The organism is Candidatus Thiothrix phosphatis (assembly GCF_035668035.1).
In the GTDB taxonomy this organism is placed as follows: Bacteria; Pseudomonadota; Gammaproteobacteria; order Thiotrichales; family Thiotrichaceae; genus Thiothrix; species Thiothrix phosphatis.
The window spans coordinates 101245-120805 of the sequence record NZ_JAYMYJ010000142.1 but is presented as its reverse complement, the minus strand read 5'-3'; the positions used below and the strand labels follow the sequence as shown (position 1 = coordinate 120805).

At 56.3% G+C, this 19561-nt stretch carries 17 protein-coding genes; 3 read left to right on the top strand and 14 right to left on the bottom strand.

The features are described from left to right. Positions 1-27 precede the first annotated feature (27 nt). The 11 genes from VSS37_RS17330 to VSS37_RS17280 form a co-directional block, all read right to left on the bottom strand. Entirely contained in the window at positions 28-849 is an 822-nt protein-coding gene (locus tag VSS37_RS17330) for a class I SAM-dependent methyltransferase (protein ID WP_324697232.1), read from the bottom strand. Positions 850-900: 51 nt separating this feature from the next. Next, positions 901-1737, bottom strand: a complete 837-nt coding sequence (locus tag VSS37_RS17325) for a GNAT family N-acetyltransferase (protein WP_324697230.1) — start codon at positions 1735-1737, stop codon at positions 901-903. After that, complete coding sequence (locus tag VSS37_RS17320) at positions 1734-2831, bottom strand: pyridoxal-phosphate dependent enzyme (RefSeq protein ID WP_324697228.1); 1098 nt, start codon at positions 2829-2831, stop codon at positions 1734-1736. Before VSS37_RS17320 ends, VSS37_RS17325 begins: the two co-directional genes overlap by 4 nt. Before the next feature lie 33 nt (positions 2832-2864). After that, positions 2865-3617: a sulfotransferase-like domain-containing protein gene (locus VSS37_RS17315; RefSeq protein WP_324697226.1), complete on the bottom strand. Its 753-nt coding sequence runs from the start codon at positions 3615-3617 to the stop codon at positions 2865-2867. Positions 3618-3670: 53 nt separating this feature from the next. Next, positions 3671-4411 carry an alanine--tRNA ligase-related protein gene (locus VSS37_RS17310; protein ID WP_324697224.1) on the bottom strand — a complete coding sequence of 247 codons (741 nt, stop codon included), beginning with the start codon at positions 4409-4411 and terminating at the stop codon, positions 3671-3673. Positions 4412-4472: 61 nt separating this feature from the next. Continuing rightward, the gene (locus tag VSS37_RS17305; RefSeq protein ID WP_324697222.1) at positions 4473-5327 is read right to left on the bottom strand and encodes a hypothetical protein; all 855 of its coding nucleotides are present in this window, start codon (positions 5325-5327) and stop codon (positions 4473-4475) included. 183 nt (positions 5328-5510) lie between these two features. Next, a complete protein-coding gene (locus VSS37_RS17300; protein ID WP_324697220.1) occupies positions 5511-7169 on the bottom strand; it encodes an NAD(P)/FAD-dependent oxidoreductase in 1659 nt (552 codons plus the stop codon). Positions 7170-7180: 11 nt separating this feature from the next. Further along, entirely contained in the window at positions 7181-7426 is a 246-nt protein-coding gene (locus VSS37_RS17295; RefSeq protein ID WP_324697218.1) for an acyl carrier protein, read from the bottom strand. Between the two features lie 8 nt (positions 7427-7434). Continuing rightward, a complete protein-coding gene (locus VSS37_RS17290; RefSeq protein ID WP_324697217.1) occupies positions 7435-8904 on the bottom strand; it encodes a class I adenylate-forming enzyme family protein in 1470 nt (489 codons plus the stop codon). After that, the gene (locus VSS37_RS17285; RefSeq protein ID WP_324697215.1) at positions 8901-10025 is read right to left on the bottom strand and encodes an FAD-dependent oxidoreductase; all 1125 of its coding nucleotides are present in this window, start codon (positions 10023-10025) and stop codon (positions 8901-8903) included. The genes VSS37_RS17290 and VSS37_RS17285 overlap by 4 nt, the downstream gene beginning before the upstream one ends. Before the next feature lie 106 nt (positions 10026-10131). Beyond that, positions 10132-10890: a hypothetical protein gene (locus VSS37_RS17280; protein WP_324697213.1), complete on the bottom strand. Its 759-nt coding sequence runs from the start codon at positions 10888-10890 to the stop codon at positions 10132-10134. 283 nt (positions 10891-11173) lie between these two features. Here VSS37_RS17280 and VSS37_RS17275 point away from each other — a divergent pair, with 283 nt between their 5' ends. Genes VSS37_RS17275 through VSS37_RS17265 form a run of 3 tightly spaced genes read left to right on the top strand, consistent with a single transcriptional unit; the run spans position 11174 to position 13569 of the window. After that, on the top strand, positions 11174-12298 hold the full coding sequence (locus VSS37_RS17275; protein WP_324697211.1) for an alginate O-acetyltransferase AlgX-related protein: 1125 nt from the start codon (positions 11174-11176) through the stop codon (positions 12296-12298). 2 nt (positions 12299-12300) lie between these two features. After that, positions 12301-13044 (top strand): GNAT family N-acetyltransferase, encoded by a 744-nt coding sequence (locus tag VSS37_RS17270; protein WP_324697210.1) that lies wholly within the window; start codon positions 12301-12303, stop codon positions 13042-13044. A gap of 51 nt (positions 13045-13095) precedes the next feature. After that, positions 13096-13569, top strand: a complete 474-nt coding sequence (locus tag VSS37_RS17265) for a c-type cytochrome (RefSeq protein WP_324697209.1) — start codon at positions 13096-13098, stop codon at positions 13567-13569. A 102-nt stretch (positions 13570-13671) separates the two neighbouring features. On the opposite strand, the gene VSS37_RS17260 is transcribed toward VSS37_RS17265, so the two are convergent. The 3 genes from VSS37_RS17260 to acnD all read right to left on the bottom strand — a co-directional run bounded on the left by VSS37_RS17260 (position 13672) and on the right by acnD (position 19446). Further along, positions 13672-15561 (bottom strand): propionyl-CoA synthetase, encoded by a 1890-nt coding sequence (locus VSS37_RS17260; protein ID WP_324697208.1) that lies wholly within the window; start codon positions 15559-15561, stop codon positions 13672-13674. A gap of 91 nt (positions 15562-15652) precedes the next feature. Continuing rightward, positions 15653-16840: a 2-methylaconitate cis-trans isomerase PrpF gene (gene prpF, locus VSS37_RS17255; protein WP_324697207.1), complete on the bottom strand. Its 1188-nt coding sequence runs from the start codon at positions 16838-16840 to the stop codon at positions 15653-15655. Next, positions 16840-19446: a Fe/S-dependent 2-methylisocitrate dehydratase AcnD gene (gene acnD, locus VSS37_RS17250; RefSeq protein ID WP_324697205.1), complete on the bottom strand. Its 2607-nt coding sequence runs from the start codon at positions 19444-19446 to the stop codon at positions 16840-16842. The genes prpF and acnD overlap by 1 nt, the downstream gene beginning before the upstream one ends. Positions 19447-19561 lie beyond the last annotated feature (115 nt).

Here is a 19561-nt window from a genome sequence, read left to right as displayed (position 1 = left end):
CTACCTCAGGCATAAAATTCAACAAAATTACTTGACGGCTTTCACCACCATCATGGAATCCGCCCACCAGTAATTGCAATCATCCGGCGGGGTTAAATCCGCAATCTTTTTGATTTCCACCGAACGGAAATACTTGAACAGCATACGCTGATGGGCGCGGCTGAAAGAATCAATCTCACGGGTGAAATAAGTCATCACGCCGCCTTCCCGGATATGCGGCACAACTAGCGGCAGGAAGCTGCCCACCGCCGTGCTGGACTCCACTTCCACCGAGCCCGGATCAGCCACAAAATACGGGTCAAAAAATACGCCGTCGTATTCAGTGAACTGGTTGCTGACATCCTGCCAGTTGCCCCGTAGCAGCTTTACCGGGGTTGACGCATATTTTTCCCGCCAGTTTTCAAAGGCTTTCATGACATTCACATTCGGCTCCACCACGGTATAGGAACGCACACCCTGTTCCAGGATATGCGTGGCCGAGATGTCCATGCCGAAACCGATTTCGAGGATGTCGCCGTGGGTTTGCGTGATGTTTTCCGCCATCGCCAGCATGATGCGGTCTTCCCAGGCTTGCATGACCTGATGGCCTTTGAGCATCAGTTGCTTGTCGTCATACGCCACTTCTTGTTGCCCCCAGTCTTCCGGCATGGCAGGGCGTTTGGTGCCGTGCACAAACCGGCGTGACAACTCGGAAGTCTGCTCCAGGTCGCGGGCGGCTTCGTTCATGAGCTTGTTCACCAGCCAGTCTTGCTGGAAATCCTGTAGGGTTGGCAGGAAATCATCATTCTTGATGCGCAATTCCAGCTCAAAGGAAGGGGATTCCCTTGTATAGACACTCTGTTTTTCCACAAATTACTCCTTAATTAAATGGATGAGGGAAGAAATTCAAAAAGGAGAGGGTTATCCGTTCGTTGACGACGGCTTATCCAGTTGATAAAGGTCGTATGCGAATATAAACCTGAAACCGAAACGTTCAACCCAGAATGCAGACTTATCGTTTGAGTGGCCGCTGGCGAGTTCAATCCCCATGCCGCGTAATCTCGCCAGCGATGAAGCGATCAGCGATTGGAAAACACCCCGCGCCTGGAACTCCGGCAGTACGCTGGCGCTGGTTAAATGCGCAGAATTTGACTCTGCTTTGATCACCATGCCGGAACAGCCTGCCGCAACGCCATTGCAGCGGGCAATGAACAGCTGCATCACCGGATCAGAACCGGCACACAGCTGTTGGTAGCGCTTGCGCCTGAACGCTGCTTCGTCGTCGGAAAGCTCATAACCTGGCGATAACACATTCAGGTACGTGTCCAGCGATTCTGCTGAGTCAGGATTGACCCGCTCAATTTCCACACCCTCAATCACTTCCAGCGGTAGCGAAGTGTTCCCCAGGTACGCGCGCACCTTCGAACCTTTTGCGCCGCGCGCACGCAACCGCTCACCCAAATCCTGCGGCTGCGTCCAGGGATAGACGCACCAGACAAGGGGGAGGCCACGCTGTTGATATTCGGCGATCACTGCATCGAGATGCTGATCAGGATTTTTCCTGTCAAGGTTACAAAACATTATCTCGTTGGCGGCGGAAACACTCGAAAACGTAGCCGAAGGCGTAAGTGTGCGATACCAACCATCCTCATCAATGATAATGGTGTCATCTTGTAACCGCTGCGGGCCTATCGGCCCATTCAGGACAATTTCCAGTTCACGCGGAACCCTCATCCTGGATGTCAGGTGCTTGCTCATGCCGCCGTGTCCTCGCTTGTGCGGCGTTCCCGGTGGGCTGGCGGATAGCCGAAGACTTCCTCATAGGTGCGGCGCCCCCACGGGAACCGGGCCCATTCACCCGCCACTTCGGTAGGTGACTGGCACAGCACCGGTTCAGCCCAAGTGCGCCGCAGTTCTGCAGCATTGTCGTTCAACCAGGCTGGGTTAAAGAGCGTGTCCATATAGCGGATGCCATGATCCGGGAATACCGCCAGCACCCGGCTGTCCGGATGGTTACGGGCGCACCAGTTCGCCACCGACAAGGCGGCACCAGAGGTGGGGCCGACAAACAAGCCGGTTGTCCGGTGCAGTTCATGGACGGCATTGATCATCTGCGCAATCGGCACCCAATGCACTTCATCGCAGGCGGCGTGGCAGACATTGGGGAAAATGATGTCTGAACCCATGCCCAGCATGGACAGCCAGTTTTCCTCGCAGAGCGGATAAACTTGTTCGGAAGTCAGGCCGAAAATGGCGGACATATTATGGTCCACCGCAATCACTTTCAGGTCGGGGTTGGCCTCGCGCAGTGGCCGGGCAAATCCGCATAACGAGCCGCCGCTGCCCACGGTGCCGACGAGAATGTCGACCTTGCCCAAGGTCTTGCCAATTTCGTGTGAAATGGGTTCGTAAGCTGCCGGATGTTGTGGGTTGTCGTGTTGCCTAGTCCAGAACGCCCCAGGCACTTCATCCAGGGTTTTCTGCACCAGCGCGAACCGCTGTTCCTGGATTTCGCGCAGATTGCCCGCATCGTTGGTGACGGTGTCAATATGCGCACCCAGATGGCGCAAACGCCATTCCACAATCGGCTCCAGCCACCCGGTCTTGAGTGTGAGCTTCAGCCCCAGCGTGGCGCAGGTCTGTGCCAAACCCAGCGCAAACGTGCCGGAACTGCTTTCCACCACCAGCCCGTCTGGCTTCAGCTCGCCACTTTTCAATGCCTGTTCGACGATATAACGCGCAGGAACGATCTTCATCAGATCGAATTTCGCCGCAAAAAGGTTGGGCTGGAGCTGCACCAATGAAGGTTTGCACAGGTGGTCCAGCGTGGATTCAACTTCAAAACGGGGCATGGATTGCTTCCTTGGTTGTCTCAGGGATCAGGATCATGGCTTCAGGCGGTTGGCATGGAGCTTTTCATAGTAGGGGAAGCACTGGTCATAAGCCTGTGCCAACTTGGGCACTTCGGCTATATCGAAGTACTTTTTGAAACGCTCGGTCTTGAAACCGGTACTGGTTTTCAGGTTGTCGTGATGGCTGTCGCCGCCGATCCACCAGGTCAGCTTGGTCGAAGGGGGGATATTGTCCCACTGCAAGGATTTTTCGATAAAGGGGATGCCAATGCTGTCGCAAAAAGCCCGTACAATCCCTTCCGGGTTGGCCACCAGGTCATCCGCGTCAATAATGGCGGGAGGCGAGCCGGGGTTGGCGGCAAGCACCTGTTCATACATTTGGTATTGCGTGTCGTAGCCGACTTCTTCATCGGTGAAATCCGGCAGCAAGGAATACAGCGACGGCAGTGTTTTTGCCGGGTCACGGATCAGGAACGCATTATGAAAGTGGGACATGAACGCCGTGTCAAACACACCTTTCATGTGGTAGGACAGATCCTTGATGAAGACCGAACGCCCCTCCAAGCCATTGTGGGACTCGAGCATGCTCAGGATCGCCTGATAGTTCAGGTTGGCTTGCCGGGGCTGATCGGCTGCCCGTTCGCTTTTCCGGTCTTCACTGAGATAGTAGGACTGCCCAAAAGGCTCATGAAAGGTATGGAAGTCACCGCGCTGTTTCATCATCCATAAAAAAGCGGTGGAACGGGTGCGTGGAGTTCCCCACACCGCCAGTATCTTGTCTAACATATTGCTCTCACTAAGTTTTTCAATAATCGATTGGCTTGGCGCCAACAGCAGGCTTAAGCTTCGCCGCCCACCCGGTAGCTGATCTTGGTGTTGCCCTTTTTGCTTTTCATTTTCAGCACGGAGAGGCTGCCCAGTTCGGCCAGATTGGCCACATGCGTGCCGCCACAGGGAACCGCGTCCATCTGCCCAATGGTGACGACCCGTAGGGGTTTGTCCTCGGGCAGATAGGAGGGGATGCTCCAGCAGCGTTGCTTCAGTTCATCGTAAGTCACCATTTCAGCCGTCACCGGCGCGCCTTCGGCAATGAGCACATCAATTTGCGCCTGTAACGCCGCCAGCAAGGGTTCGGGTTCGCCCTCCGGCTTGCCTTCAAACTCGACATAGGGGCCATCCGCAAAATGGAAACCCTTGACTGCCCGCAACGGGCCGCGTTGCGCATCGATAATGGCGGCGATCAGGTGGCCGCCCGTGTGCAGTTTCGCGTGTTGCAAGCGTTGCGCCTGATCCACGCGCAGCTCGCAGGACTGGCCAACCAATGCCTCAAAATCCGCAGGTTCTGTTGCGAGGTAGTGGAGCACTTCGCCTTCACTGAAACCGACGAAGCTAACTTCCATCTCAACCTGTGCCGCTTGGATGCTGCCGGTGTCGGTAGGTTGGCCGCCGCCTTGGGGGTAAAAGACCGTCTGGTCCAGGACAAGGTAAGCGCCACGTTCATCGCGCCCAACACGCACGACAACACCTGCGCCTGTATCGGCATAGGTGTCTTCCAGATACTTCAAATGTGTATTCATCATGTAAGGATTGTTCACTGGTGTAAAAAAGGGGTTTGGACGATTAGTTTACAACACGGGAACATCAGGTTCGAAAGACCATTTTGCTGAATCCGGCTGGCGTTGTTTTGATGAAGTGGAAAAACGCCATGTAAGTGCAGCGGCGAAAACCGGGGTAACCAATGACGGCATGTATGTTGTGGGCGGGAATAATCGCGGCATCGCCTTTTTTCAGCCGAAACAGGATGGAATCCACCCCTTCGACCAGGGATTCATTGTAGCCGTAAGAAGCCCAGGCATGTTTGTTATGGGGCGTGCGGATCTCCTCCAGGGTCATGCGCCGGTCCCATACGATGGTTTCCGGCTCCCTGTCAGGCACAGCATCAATGCACAGGATGATGCTGTAGACATTGTTGGCGTCATGAATCTGTGGCAAGGGATGCTCGGCGTTGGTTTCTTCATAGTCCTCGTGCGGAACGGCAAAGTAACAGCGGCTATCCGTTGACGTTTGCGAACCTTCCCCCCACATCCGCAAAGCGCCGTGACGCACACTGACGCCGTTATGGGACAAATATTCAAACTGGATGTCATTCAATCTGCAAGCGTCCTGCAGGAAAGAGACGATCGGATCGTAGCCACCCGGCAACACACTGGCAATCGCCTCATTCCTTTGTTCGAGGCCCTGAAAGTAGCAAGCCGCCTCTTCCCCTTTCGGGCAGGAATACAGGTGCGTCCCCAACGAATAAATGGGCGGGGTCACACCCTCTTTTTGGGTGGCAGGGTGTTGCTTGAACTGCTCCGCCACCTGATCACACCATGCCGGGTCGACTGCGTTTTGCATATGCAACGCAGGGATCTTCCCATTGGCAATGCCCGCCAACATGCTTGGCTGGAAGCCCTCAGTCACCGTCGCAGCAAAGGCGCTGTTAGCTATTTGCAAAGATTCTCCGGCAGCCAGCAATATTTCTTGCGCCGAATGAGCTTCCCTGTACTGCGCGTTGGTTGCTTTACTCTCAGAAACTAACATTTAACTAACCTACTTTCTGTATAAAACGGGGGTTGTGAACACACCAGCCCCAAGCATTCGGGCCTTGGAAATCACCAAGGAATGGTGCTTTCAGCATCAACAGGTGTAGCCTCTGCCCGGCAGCAAGCTTACCTGGCCAACCGGCGTCAGGTAGGTCGCCAGCTTGCCCAGCAACATCTCCAGCTCTTCGGCATCTTCGGCGTCATCTGCATCGTTGGCGGCTGGCAACGGGCTTTCACCCTCGCCGGTTTCCAGCAAGCGGCACAAAGTGACGGCAAACTGCTCCATGAAAGCGATGTTGTTGGCGATGTCCTGGATGCTTTTCCGGTCTGTCACTTTGGCGCGCATATCGGTGATCCCCGAGACGCCGCCAAAATTGTAAAAGCCTGACTTGGCGGTGTCGTCCCGGCTGCGCGCCGCATCTGCTGTCTGGCGGAATGCGTGTTGCACCTTGGCGTTGCCGGCCCGCAGGCGTGTGGCCAGCGCCAGCAACTGCGGCAACAATTCCGGCTGGTAGAGAAAATCCTGGATACTGAGCTGCGAGAAGAAGCCCCAGTAACAGCCGATGTCCCACATGATCTTGAGGATCACCACTTCATCGCTGTCAAACGCCGGGTACATGCCGGTAAACAGTTCTGCCGCCGTATCCACCACGTACAGGTAGAAGGCGTTGTATTGCGCAGCGATGGCCTCATCCAACTGGCCTGCCGCATCCAGCTCGATCAGGCGGGCGGTGATGCGGTTGCCCACAGCAATCAGGTCAGTCCCCATGCTGTACAGCGGGTCGGTGAATGCCGCCGCTTCGCCAATGCAGCTCCAACGGTCTGCCGAAAACGCCTGGGTGGTGGTGTAGGCAAAATCCTTCATCATGCGGAAGTCCAGCGGCGTTTCATCCTTGATGAAGTTGTGCAGATCCGGCTCGTATTCGGCCAACCACGCCAGGGATTTTTCCATGGTGTGGCGGTCACGCACTGGGTGCATGCCCTCATCGGCGACAATGCCGATACTGGTCATGTTCGAACACAGCGGGATAATCCAGATAAAGTAGCCAGGGCCAAACAGGTGGTTGGTGGAATACCAGCGGCGGGAAACCACGCGCTCATGCCAGGCCGTATCGTCTTTGGGTGCCATGGCGGCGACATCAAAATCGCCCTGCAAACGCCACCAAGTGGAGCTGGCCTTGTGCGCCAATGGTTTGGCCGTGCCCAGTTTGGATTGGAGCAAACGGCGCCTGCCGGTCGCATCCACCAGCCAGCGGCAAGTAACACTCGCCAGTGCATCCTGTTCCGGTCTGGCAAAACTGACGGTGTGCTGGTCGGCTTCAAACCGGATGTTCTTGACCGTCACGCCTTCTTCAATCTGCACGCCTGCATCACGGCAAAAAACGCGCAAATCATTTTCCAGGATGCCCCGGTCGAACTGGTACGAGGTGTTGCGGGCAAACAGGGTGTCGCCGATCTCAAAACGCTTGGCAAAACCGTCATGGCGGTGGCCGGAACCAAAGAAGCGCAGCCCCAGTTTCTTGATGTGGGTGGATTCGACGTATTCCTTCAAACCCGCGAGTTCGCGCAGCAAATAGGTGCCGCCTTCCGTGGTGGATTCGCCCACCTTGTGGATGCCCGCAGGCAATGGCCCCGCCGTCCTTTCCAGCACCAGGATGCTGCTTTCCGGTAGCCGTTTGCGCAGTTGCAACGCCAGGGTCAGGCCAGCCAGGCCAGCGCCGCAAATGACAACATCATAATGGTCAGGATGCATGTGTCACGCCCTCAATTCGTCTTGCTTTTCACAAATTCAGCCAATGCCTTAACGGACTTGAAATGCTTGGGCACCATGTCATTCATGCCGAACTCAACGTGGTGCTCCTGTTCCAGATAGGCCACCAGGTTCATCATGAACAGCGAATCAATGGTGCCTGAGTCAATCAGGTCATAATCATCATCAAAGCCTGCTGGCTCCTGGCCATTCAGCGCTTCATTGATAATGTAATGGCGTAGGGTTTCCTGTATGTCCATGGTCGTTCTCATTGGGAAAGGTTTAATTTGTCGGGGTTGCGGATCTTTTTGCCGCTGGCGGTATAGGCCAACTGTCCGACCCATTGGAACCGGCCAGGAATCTTGTGGCTGGTCAGGAATTGTCGGCAGTAAGCGCGCAGGGCGTCGTTATCTGGTGCAGTTTCACCTTCGGTTAGCACCAAGTGCGCCCAGGCCGGTTCACCCCATTGCTGGTTCTTGACGCCAAACACGCAGGCCGCCTGAATGGCAGGGTGCCTTTCCAGCACTGTCTCGACTTCTTCCGGGAAAAATTTCATCCCGCCGACGCTGATCATTTCCTTGCTGCGGCCAACGATGTAGAGGAAGCCATCCTCATCCAGCTTGCCCAGGTCGCCGGTATGGAACCAGCCGCCCTGTTCCGCCAGAATGTCGGCACGGGGACGCCAGGGCGAATAGTAAGCGTCCAGCATACCTTTGCTTCTGACGGTGATTTCGCCGTGTTCCTGCCCGTCTTGGCATTCCAGGCGCAGCTCGTAATCGGGGGTGATCTGGCCGACGGAACCCTGTTTGTCGCGTGACTGGCTGGTGTTGATGGCGGGCAGGCCCAGCTCAATAATGCCGTAGGTTTCATTCAGCACCCGCCCGAAGCGCCCGTAAAAGGCGTCGGCGGCTTCAGCGCGCAAGGCGGTGGTGGTGACAATCGCCAGCCGCAAGGCAGGTGGCAACACGGCCCCACTGTCATCCTGCACCATCAGCATGTAGTGGGTGGGGGAGCCGTAAATAAAGGTGGCGTTGTGGTTGCTGGCGGCGTTCAGCAAGGTAATGCCGAAGCTGTTCTTGGGCAGGATAATGCTGGCGCCGAAGCTGAGGTAGGCCACGATCGAGACGGCGAAATGGTAATCCATCGACAATAGCCACAGGATTCTGTCCTGTTCATTGATCTTCAGCACCTTGTTGGCGGCGTGAATGCGCTCGTAGATGGCCTCATGCGACAGCACCACGCCTTTCGCGTTGCCGGTAGTGCCGGAAGTGAAGCGGATAAAGGCGGCGTTCACCCCGGCCAGTTCAGGCGGTGCGCTACAGCTGGATTGGGCCTGGACGAAAACAGCCTGGTGCATGAGCGGCGTTGCGTCCCCTTGTGTGTTGGCTTTTACCTGCGCCAACAGGCGGCTGTGGGAAATCACCGCGTCCATGTGCACATGTTCGAACACCTGCTGTTTTTCAGCGGCGGTCAGCTCCAGCGGCAACGGGGTCACGCAAGCCCCACACGTCCAGACGGCATAGACGAAAGCGATGTAGTGGCCGCCACTGGGGTATTGCAGGCCAATATTGTCGCCACGCCGGATGCCTGCGCTGCGCAATTGTTCCGCCAGCCCCTGAATTTCATCCCGGAATCCTGCATAGCTGGTGATGTCACCTGCTTCTTGGCCCAGGATCAGGGGATGATCCGGTTGCGTTTCCGCCTTATGAAAGAAATGTTCGGCCAGATTCAGTTTCATTCAGAGCTCCCAACAAGGTGTTTGCCAACGGCTTCGCCCATTGCCCAACAGGTGCCGACCACCCGTGCTGAAGCTTGCGCGCGCGGCTCGGCGGAAAGGCATTTGCCAGCCGCCCACAGGTTGCGGAAACCGGCGACTTGCAGGCAGCGCAAGGGGATGGCGTAGGACTGCCCAGCAGGCAGGTATTCCAAGGTGACGCCTTTGTCCGGATGCCAGTGCTCAATCGGCCAAGCAGCTTGGCAGGCGGCGTCCGCAAATTGCCTGCCAGTGACGACATCGGCTTCCGTCAGGCAGTATTCGCCCTGGATGCGCCCGCCATCGCGGATGCCCAACTGCCCATGGGCGTGAATGGCGGCGCTTGCGAATGCCGGGAATGTGTGCAGGAACGCCAGCAATTGCGCCGCCGCCTGCTGCATCTGCCCTGGCTGCCAGCTGGATGCGCTGAGATTGAACTTGGCGTAAATTTCATCCGGGTAAACCCCCGTATCCAGCCAGACGGTGGCGCATGCTTCCGGCAATTGCCCTGCCGCCGCTGCTTTGCGGATTTCCCGTAGCAGCGCAATGCTTTGGGGAAACTGGAGCGCATTGGGCGCAACTCCCCGTATTTGCAGGATGTAACCCGCCAGCGCCAAGCCTTCGCTGACCAAGCTGGGGTCAATGCGGCGCACAATGTCGGCATTGCCGGTGGCATCAAGCAAGGCGTGTGGATGCAGGGTAACCGCACCCTCGTGGTGGCGGATGCTGGCCTGGGTGATGCAGCCGTCAGCAATGCTGATACTGTTGATGTTGGCTTGGTAAAACACTTTGATGGCAGGCGTTTCCGCGACCCAGCCCGTCACAACCTGGGTGTAGATGGCCGGGTCGACGTCCAGCACCCACGTTTTGCCAATGCGGCGCTTTTTGGTCTGCGGGCTGGCCTGAACAAGCCGCCCAACCAGTTCGGCGCACAAGCCGGGGTTGAGCAATCCGCCCTGGTCGTCAAACAATCCGCCAATTGTGTGCAGCAATGCCTGGCTGACAGTGCCGCCCGTACTGGCGCTGCTTTCCACCAACACAACTTCGGTGCCTCGGGCAGCAGTCGCCAATGCGCAGCCCAACCCAGCGGCTCCAGCCCCAACCACAACAACAGGCTCTCCCGCCTGTTGAGGCGGAGAGCTGTTTTTTTGAAGCACAGTCTGATCAGCGGGTGGCTTCATGACGGATGGCCTGCCTCCACTGGTGGCAGGGTTAGGCGACCGCGCGGGCGCGCGATTGGCTGATGGCGGTGGCTTCGGCCAGCAGGTCAATCCACCAAACCTTCATGGTTTCAATCGCTTTTTCAGCACCTGCCAGGGCTTTCTGGGTGTCAATGGTTGGGCGCTCACCGTCTTTGGCCGCAATGCCTTGAGCCGGTGTGATGCCACGCAGGAATACGCCCAGTTCTTCGCGGTGGCTCTGTTCAACGCCGCCCAGGTGCATATCATGGAACCAAACCAAGTCGTCACCGACAGCGCCCCAGTTACGGCGCTTGATGACTTCCTTGGAAATGTCGCGGAAGACTTCATGTTCGAAAATGGCGGCGGTTTCAGTGGCGAACATCGTGCCCAGCACGGCAGAGGGTTCACCATTGGAAAGCTTGTCAATGGTGGCCAGGAAATGGGTGGTGGGCGCGAAGTCTTCGCGTTGCTCCACATCGCAATCCACTTTTTTCAATGCAGCGCGGTACATGGCGGCGTGGCCGTTTTCTTCGGCACAGTTACGGACCAGTTCGTTGGCGACGGCATCCGTGTCAAACGCAGCGGTTTTTTCTGATGCGTCGGTGAGGAAGTGAACATTGGCAAAGGAAAATTGATAGTGCTCCATCATCAGCCATTCCAACGCTTCGGTGGAGTATTGGCCCAGGTTGGCCAGGCGCGCCTTGTTGGCGTCAATAAACACCTGATTTTTTTTGTCAATAATGTCGGCCACTTCCATGTTGGCTGTTGCGTCAACGCTTGTTGCTTGCATTGCAAACTCCTCAAATAAATTTATGACGTAGGTCAAAAATGACACGCGCAATTATCAGCCTGCGTTCAGTTTTCGTTCAAGGAAAGAAATGTTAAGTTTTGTAAAACCCAGGTCTCCGAAACACCTCTGGAGTTTCAAGATAAATTGCCGTGTAGGGGGGTAAGCCTATGCATTAAAGTGGCCTTATCCGCTCCTTGCTACCACCTATCCAATTGATGCCGGGGAGATTTTTCTTCCACAGCTTAGGCTGTGTGGCTAAGAACGCTCAACGGGAATGGAATCCATGCATAACGGCAAACCGCCGCCAAAAGAATGGCTGTTTCGGCTACTGTCCATATTGATCGGGCTGACGGTTGCGCTGGCAAGCCTGGAATTGGCCATGCATTTCCTGCCGGTTCGGGATCCCTTCATGGCGATGCCGGTCAATGCCGCCCACCCAATTATCCATTACCCACCCAATTCCACTGTCCGCTACAGCGCAGGCTGGAATTTCCAGGTTGTGCAGGACAAACACGCCAACAATTACGGCTTCCTCAGTGACCAGGATTATGCGCCGACCAACAAACCGCTGATGATGCTGATCGGTGACAGTTTCGTTGAAGCCCAGCAAGTCGCCAACACCGCAACTGCACAGGCGCTGATCCAGCAGCAATTGGGCAAGCGGGGCAGGTTTTATGGCATCGGCATTCAGAGCGCCCCGCTTTCCCAATACCTTGCCTTCGCCGATTTTGCCCGTCAGGAATTTCAGCCCAAAGCCATGGCGTTTGCCGTTATCGCCAATGATTTCGATGAAAGCCTGCTGAAATACCGCAAGCTGTCCAGCCCTGGCATGCACCTGTTCACCAAAGCCAATAGCAACGCCCGCCTCCAATTGCTGGAATACAACGGTAGCCGTGGGGCGCTGCGCGACTTGCTGCGGCATTCCGCATTGGTGCGCTACCTGTATCTGACGATGCAGTTAAGCCCTGATGACATGCTGCAAAAACTGGCCTCCAAAGCCCAAGCCCCGGTGCGCTTCGGTGGCGTGGACGCCATTGTGGATGCGGAAAAGCTAGCCGACTCCAAGCGGGTGGTTGACCTGTTTTTCCAATACTTGCCCCAAAAGAGCGGGTTGCCGCCGGACAAAATCCTGTTCGTCCTGGACGGCATGCGTGAAGTCCGCAACCCAGCCATGCAACAGGCGGCGGACAACAGCTATTTCGGCCTGATGCGCCAGTATTTTGCGCAAGCAGCTAAGGGGCATGGCTACGAAGTGCTGGATATGCACCCAACGTTTTATCAGGCGCAACAAGATGGGCAAGCTGTCGACTTCGTCCCATTGGACTGGCATTGGAACGGAAATGGGCATAAGCTGGTGGCCGATCAAATACAAAAATCCGATGTATTTCAACAACTATTCAAACAATAATTATGCTTGTAGAACAAACAAAATTTGGCGTCCCGATCCGGAAACACTATTTCGCCTCTGCCAGCCATTCCAACTGGGCAGAGCATTTGTTGCCTACCGCCTACATGGATTGCTATTCGGAAACCAAGCCCCGTTGCTTCCGCACAGAGCACCGGCATACCCTGTTGACTGACCTTACCCCGCCTGAAGAGAGCATTTTCCAGAATTTTCCTAAAGACACCCGCAGCCAGATCCGGCGCTGCGAACAGGAACAACAGTTCACGCTCAATCTGGCCACCCAACTGGAATTGTTTATGCCGCTGTATAACGCCTTTGCGCAGCGGCGCGGACTCTCCAGCTTTGCGGAAGAAGACGCCAACGCCATCGGTAGGGAGAATTACTGCATTTTCAGTGTGGATCACCAGGGAAAGCCTGTCATTTGCCATTTTTACTTGTTGTCGCCTTCATCCGGCGTGGTCAATCTGCTGATATCCGCAGGCCATCAAAATTACAGCGATAATGCCGATCTGCGCCGCGCGTTGGGGTTCGCCAACCGCTGCCTGCATTGGCAAGGGATGCGGCACTTCAAGGCGGCAGGTTTCCACACCTACGACTGGGGTGGATATGTGGTGGACGCCAGCGACCCGGTCATGCAGGGCATCAACCGCTTCAAGCGCACCTTCAATGGGAAGCTGACGCCAATTTACAACCATTACTCGCCAGCATACGCATTTATTGAACAAATGCGGCAGAAACTGCGAAAATAATGGCTCCAAATTATTTGGACTACCCTTAAACCAACAATGGAAGAAGCTAACATGAACCTGTTTCAGAAAACAGCAGCAATCACTATCGCCGTCATCAGCATTGGTTTTGTTTCCAGCGTCATGGCGCATGAAGACGAAGCAAAATCGCCGGAAGAAATGGCCATTGGTTACCGCCAGAATGCTTTCCACATGATCAAGTATCATTTTGGCCCGATGGCGGGCATGGTCAAGGGGGAGAAGGAATTCAACGCTGAGGAGTTCCTGAAAAACGCTGAGGCTGTCGCCACCCTAAGCAAGTTTCCCATCAACGGCTTCATCGAAGGCAGCGATATGGGCAAGACGGAAGCCAAATCCAAAATCTGGGAGAACATGGACGACTTCAAGAAAAAAATGGAAACCTTCCAGATAGAGGCCGCCTCATTGGCTGAAGTCGCCAAAGGCGGCGACATGGCGGCAATCAAGCCACAATTCGGCAAAGTTGGCGAATCCTGCAAGGCCTGCCACAAAGAATACAAAGAAGACTGACCGATACGCACGCCTCCCCTTTTCGGGGGAGGTGTGTATCTGATGTTTGGCCGCCCCCCTTGTTCAGGAGGCGACCTGATCAAATGAAAAACGTAGGGCTGTTTAGCTAATCACACCTTTCTCACGCAACTGCGCTTCAATCTCCGGCATGATCGTCACATCATCAATAGTGGATGGCACCGCATACGGCTGGCCATTCACCATCTGGCGCATACTCTTACGCAGGATTTTGCCGGAACGTGTTTTCGGCAGGCGTTTGACGATGTAGGTGTCCTTGTAGCAGGCAATCGCGCCGATGCTGCTGCGGATCATCTGCACCAGTTCCTTGGACAGGGTTTCCTCGTCAACGTCGGCACCAGTCTTGAGGACAACCAGACCGATTGGAATCTGGCCTTTCAGGTCGTCATCACGGGCGATAACCGCACATTCGGCAACGGACGGATGGCCGCCCACGACTTCTTCCATTTCGCCGGTAGACAGGCGGTGACCGGCAACGTTCATGACGTCGTCAACGCGGCCCATGACGAAAACGTAGCCGTCGTCATCGATGTAGCCACCGTCGCCACTGGCGTAGTAGCCTTCAAAGCTGTTCAGGTAGCTTTCCTTGAACTTCTCGACATTGCCCCAGATGGTTGCTAGGCAACTAGGCGGCAGGGGCAGCTTGAGGGCGATGTAGCCCTGCTCGTTCTTGCCCAGATGATGGCCGTTTTCATCCAGAATCTGCACATTGAAGCCAGGGGTCGGCACAGTGGAGGAACCCAACTTGATCGGCATTGGTTCGATGCCTTGCAGGTTGGCGGTGATGCCCCAGCCGGTTTCAGTCTGCCACCAGTGGTCGATGACCGGCTTGCCGGTTTTCTCCATCATCCATTCCTGGGTTGGCGGGTCAAGGCGCTCACCGGCGGAGAAGATGTATTCCAGCGAACTGATGTCGTATTTGCCCACCATGTCAGCATTCGGGTCGTCTTTCTTGATGGCGCGGAACGCTGTTGGCGCAGAGAACAGGCCCTTGACGCCGTACTCTTCGGTGATGCGCCAGAACGCGCCCGCATCCGGGGTCATGACCGGCTTGCCTTCGTACACGATCGTGGTGCAACCGCGCAGCAGTGGGGCGTATACGATGTAGGAATGGCCGACCACCCAGCCCACGTCGGATGCCGCCCAGAACACATCGCCGTGTTGCATATTGTAAATGGCTTCCATGCTGTAGTTCATGGCGACAGCGTGGCCGCCGTTTTCACGCACGACGCCTTTAGGCTTGCCAGTGGTGCCGGAGGTGTACAGGATGTACAGCGGGTCAGTGCCCTTGACTGGCGTGCACTCAGCAGGCTCGGCAGTTTCCAGCAGGGTTTTCCAGTCGTAGTCACGGCCTTCCACCAAGGTGGCGGTCGCCTGTGGGCGCTGGAACATGACGCAGCTGCTGGGTTTGTGGGAAGAGAGCGCAATCGCTTTGTCGAGCAGCGGTTTGTACTCAATGACGCGCTTGATTTCGATGCCACAGGAGGCGGACAGGATGACTTTCGGCTGGGCGTCTTCCAAGCGGACGGCCAATTCTGGCGGGGCAAAGCCGCCGAACACGACGGAGTGGATGGCACCAATGCGGGCGGTGGCCAGCATGCCGATGACCGCTTCCGGGATCATGGGCATGTAAATGATGACGCGGTCGCCTTTTTCCACGCCCAATCCGGCCAGCATACCGGCAGTTTTGGCGACTTCGTCACGCAACTGGGTAAAGGTGTACTGGGTTTTGGTGTCGGTGACCGGTGAATCATAAATCATGGCGATATTGTCGCCACGTCCATTTTCGACGTGATAATCCAGCGCCATGTAGGCAGTGTTCATTTCACCATCGGCGAACCAGTGGTAAATGCCATGCTCATCCTGGGACAGGATTTTCTCAGGAAACTTAAACCAGCTCAGGGCTTCGGCTTTTTCTTTCCAAAAACCTTCCGGGTCATCCATCGACCGCTGATATTCGGCTTTATAACTCATCGTCAACTCCTCCATCGGGTTTAATCTTCGGCCCCGCCTTTCTAGCAGGAGGCGGGGCCGGAATTCTAAAGTAGCAGTAAATTTACATTATTTAAAAACTATCGCCGGGAATGCGCACCCAGCCTTCCATCAAAATACGCGCACTGCGGCTCATGATCGCCTTCGTGACGGCCCACTCACCATTGACCTGTTGTGCTTCCGCACCGACCCGTAGCGTGCCGGATGGATGCCCGAAGCGTACCGCATTGCGTTCACCACCACCGGCAGCCAGATTCACCAGCGTACCCGGTACGGCGGCTGCGGTGCCAATGGCAACCGCTGCGGTGCCCATCATGGCGTGATGCAGCTTGCCCATCGACAAGGCGCGCACCAGCAAGTCGATTTCAGAGGCGCTGATGGTCTTGCCACTGGAGGCCACATAGTCGGCCGGTGGTGCAACAAACGCAATTTTCGGCGTGTGCTGACGGGTTAACGCTTCTTCAGGGGTCTTGATCAAACCCATGCGCAAAGCGCCCGCCACGCGGATTTTCTCGAAACGCTCCAGCGCTGCCGGGTCGGTATTGATCGCCTCACGCAGTTCAGTGCCGGTGTAACCAATATCCGCCGCATTCACAAACACGGTCGGAATACCGGCGGTGATCATGGTGGCAGGGAAGCTGCCGACACCGGGGACCTCCAGCTCATCGACCAGATTGCCAGTCGGGAACAGGCTGCCGCCGTCTTCACTGTCATCGGACGGATCAATGAACTCCAGAATGATTTCCGCCGCCGGGAAGGTCACTCCATCCAGCTCGAAATCGCCGGTTTCCTGCACTTGACCATTGCGAACCTGCACATGCGCGATAATGGTCTTGCTGATATTGGCCTGCCAGATACGCACGGTGCAGACACCATCCTGTGCCAAGCGCCCGGCATCAATGTACCCAGCATGAATTGCGAAAGCGCCAGCAGCGGTGGACAGGTTGCCGCAGTTGCCGCTCCAGTCCACGAAGTCCTTGTCGATGGCAATCTGGCCGTAGAGGTAATCCACGTCATGATCAGGGCGTGAACTTTTCGACAAAATCACGCACTTGCTGGTGCTGGAAGTCGCGCCGCCCATGCCGTCGATATGGGCAGCATAAGGGTCGGGGCTGCCAATCACACGCTGAAACAGGCGGTCACGGGCTTTGCCCGGAACCTGCGCCACTTCCGGCAGGTCTTCCAGCCGGAAGAACACACCTTTCGATGTGCCGCCACGGATATATGTGGCGGGGACTTTGATTTGCGGAACCTGGGACATTACGCTGCTCCTTCCAGGAAGTCCTGTGCAAAGCGTTGCAGCACACCGCCAGCCTTGTAGACACGCACTTCAGCAGCTGTGTCCAGACGGCAGGTGACTGGAATGCGCACAGTTTCGCCGTTCCTGCGGTGCATGACCACCGTCAGGTCAGCGCGTGGGGCAATTTCACCTTCCACATCATAGGTTTCCGTGCCGTCGATAGCATAGGTCTTGCGGGTATCGCCAGCCTTGAACTCCAGTGGCAGCACGCCCATACCCACCAGATTGGTGCGGTGGATACGTTCGAAACCTTCCGCCACGATGGCTTCCACGCCTGCCAGACGCACACCTTTGGCCGCCCAGTCACGCGAAGAACCTTGGCCGTAGTCAGCACCGGCAACGATGATCAGGTTCTGCTTGCGGTCCATATAGGTTTCGATGGCTTCCCACATGCGCATGACTTTGCCGTCTGGTTCAACGCGGGTCAGGGATCCCTGTTTCACTTCGCCATCGACAACTGCCATTTCATTGATCAGTTTCGGGTTGGCGAAGGTGGCGCGTTGCGCGGTCAGGTGGTCACCACGGTGGGTTGCGTAAGAGTTGAAGTCCTCTTCCGGCAAGCCCATTTTGTGCAGGTATTCACCTGCCGCACTGTTCATCAGGATCGCATTGGAAGGCGACAGGTGGTCAGTGGTGATGTTGTCCGGCAGGACTGCCAGCGGGCGCATGCCTTTCAGGGTGCGTTCACCCGCCAGTGCGCCTTCCCAGTAAGGTGGGCGGCGGATGTAGGTGGACATGGGGCGCCAGTCGTACAACGGGCTTTTGGCTGCTTCCACTTCGCCCAGGTCGAACATGGGGATGTAGATCTGGTGGAATTGTTCCGGCTTGACGGAAGCCGCCACGATAGCGTCGATTTCTTCGTCAGATGGCCAGACATCTTTCAGGGTAACCGGGTTACCGTTCTTGTCGGTGCCCAGCGTGTCGTTTTCGATGTCGAAACGCATGGTGCCAGCAATGGCGTAAGCCACCACCAGCGGCGGGGAAGCCAGGAACGCCTGTTTTGCATACGGATGGATACGGCCGTCGAAGTTACGGTTGCCGGACAGCACTGCCGTCGCATACAGGTCACGGTCGATGATTTCCTGCTGGATTTTCGGGTCGAGCGCGCCGGACATACCGTTACAGGTGGTGCAGGCGAAGGCGACAATGCCGAAGCCCAGTTTTTCCAGCTCTGACAGCAGGTTGGCTTCTTTCAGATAGAGTTCGGCAACCTTGGAGCCGGGTGCAAAAGAGGATTTCACCCACGGTTTGCGTACCAATCCCAACTCGTTGGCTTTCTTGGCCAGCAAACCGGCTGCAACCACGTTGCGCGGGTTGGACGTGTTGGTGCAGGAAGTGATGGCGGCGATGATGACAGCGCCATCCGGCATCAGGCCATCGGCTTCTTCGGTCTTGCCGGAGGCCAGTTTGGCTTCGTCTGCAATGCCGCGCTCGGTCAGGGCGGAAGTTGGCAGGCGGCGATGCGGGTTGGAAGGGCCAGCCATATTACGCACCACGCTGGAAAGGTCGAATTCCAGTACGCGCTCGTATTCGGCCTTGGTCATCTGGTCAGCCCACAGGCCGGTGGTTTTGGCGTAGTTTTCTACCAAAGCGACCTGCTCAGGTTCACGGCCCGTCAGTTTCAGGTAATCAATGGTTTGGCCATCGATGTAGAACATGGCGGCAGTGGCACCGAATTCCGGGCACATATTGGAAATGGTGGCACGGTCACCGATGGTGAGGCTGTCAGCGCCTTCGCCGAAGAATTCCACATACGCACCAACCACACGTTCCTTACGCAGGAATTCGGTGATAGCCAGCACGATGTCGGTGGCGGTGATGCCCGGCTGGCGCTTGCCAACCAGCTTCACACCTACGATGTCCGGCAGGCGCATCATGGAAGGGTGGCCGAGCATGACGGTTTCGGCTTCCAGACCGCCTACGCCAATGGCGATAACACCCAGCGAGTCGATGTGCGGGGTGTGGGAGTCGGTGCCGACGCAGGTGTCCGGGAAAGCAACGCCTTCACGCGCCTGAACCACTGGCGACATTTTTTCCAGGTTGATCTGGTGCATGATGCCGTTACCGGCCGGGATCACGTCGACGTTTTTGAAGGCGGTTTTAGTCCACTCGATGAAATGGAAACGGTCTTCATTGCGGCGGTCTTCGATTTCGCGGTTTTTGCGGAAGGCATCCGGGTCGAAACCAGGGGCTTCCACCGCCAGTGAATGGTCAACAATCAGCTGGGTAGGCACGACCGGGTTGACCAGGGATGGCTCACCGCCTTTGTCAGCAATCGCATCACGCAGGCCAGCCAAGTCGACCAGCGCGGTCTGGCCGAGGATGTCGTGGCAGACCACGCGTGCCGGATACCAGGGGAAATCCAGGTCGCGTTTGCGCTCGATCAGTTGTTTGAGGGAATCGGTCAGTGCTGCCGGTTCGCAGCGGCGCACCAGTTGCTCTGCCAATACCTTGGAGGTGTAAGGCAGTTTGTCATAGGAACCGGGCTGGATGGCTTCGACTGCTGCGCGTGTGTCGAAATAGTCCAGCGAAGTTCCGGATAATGGTTTGCGGTATTCAGTATTCATTTATTTGTCCACCTAGGGTCTGTATGGCGGTCATTGCCTTACAGGGGCATTGGCTAATTAATTGGCTTTGAAGATCAGAACGACGAGCGCCACCCGCGCTATCCTGCTAACAGGA

Excerpts from the sequence above, each read along its gene's own strand:
- VSS37_RS17275 (WP_324697211.1), top strand. The coding sequence starts at position 11,174 with ATGCATAACGGCAAACCGCCGCCAAAAGAATGGCTGTTTCGGCTACTG.
- VSS37_RS17315 (WP_324697226.1), bottom strand. The coding sequence starts at position 3,617 with ATGTTAGACAAGATACTGGCGGTGTGGGGAACTCCACGCACCCGTTCC.
- VSS37_RS17265 (WP_324697209.1), top strand. The coding sequence starts at position 13,096 with ATGAACCTGTTTCAGAAAACAGCAGCAATCACTATCGCCGTCATCAGC.
- VSS37_RS17310 (WP_324697224.1), bottom strand. The coding sequence starts at position 4,411 with ATGATGAATACACATTTGAAGTATCTGGAAGACACCTATGCCGATACA.
- VSS37_RS17260 (WP_324697208.1), bottom strand. The coding sequence starts at position 15,561 with ATGAGTTATAAAGCCGAATATCAGCGGTCGATGGATGACCCGGAAGGT.
- VSS37_RS17325 (WP_324697230.1), bottom strand. The coding sequence starts at position 1,737 with ATGAGCAAGCACCTGACATCCAGGATGAGGGTTCCGCGTGAACTGGAA.
- prpF (WP_324697207.1), bottom strand. The coding sequence starts at position 16,840 with ATGTCCCAGGTTCCGCAAATCAAAGTCCCCGCCACATATATCCGTGGC.
- acnD (WP_324697205.1), bottom strand. The coding sequence starts at position 19,446 with ATGAATACTGAATACCGCAAACCATTATCCGGAACTTCGCTGGACTAT.
- VSS37_RS17270 (WP_324697210.1), top strand. The coding sequence starts at position 12,301 with ATGCTTGTAGAACAAACAAAATTTGGCGTCCCGATCCGGAAACACTAT.
- VSS37_RS17320 (WP_324697228.1), bottom strand. The coding sequence starts at position 2,831 with ATGCCCCGTTTTGAAGTTGAATCCACGCTGGACCACCTGTGCAAACCT.
- VSS37_RS17295 (WP_324697218.1), bottom strand. The coding sequence starts at position 7,426 with ATGGACATACAGGAAACCCTACGCCATTACATTATCAATGAAGCGCTG.
- VSS37_RS17290 (WP_324697217.1), bottom strand. The coding sequence starts at position 8,904 with ATGAAACTGAATCTGGCCGAACATTTCTTTCATAAGGCGGAAACGCAA.
- VSS37_RS17280 (WP_324697213.1), bottom strand. The coding sequence starts at position 10,890 with ATGCAAGCAACAAGCGTTGACGCAACAGCCAACATGGAAGTGGCCGAC.
- VSS37_RS17300 (WP_324697220.1), bottom strand. The coding sequence starts at position 7,169 with ATGCATCCTGACCATTATGATGTTGTCATTTGCGGCGCTGGCCTGGCT.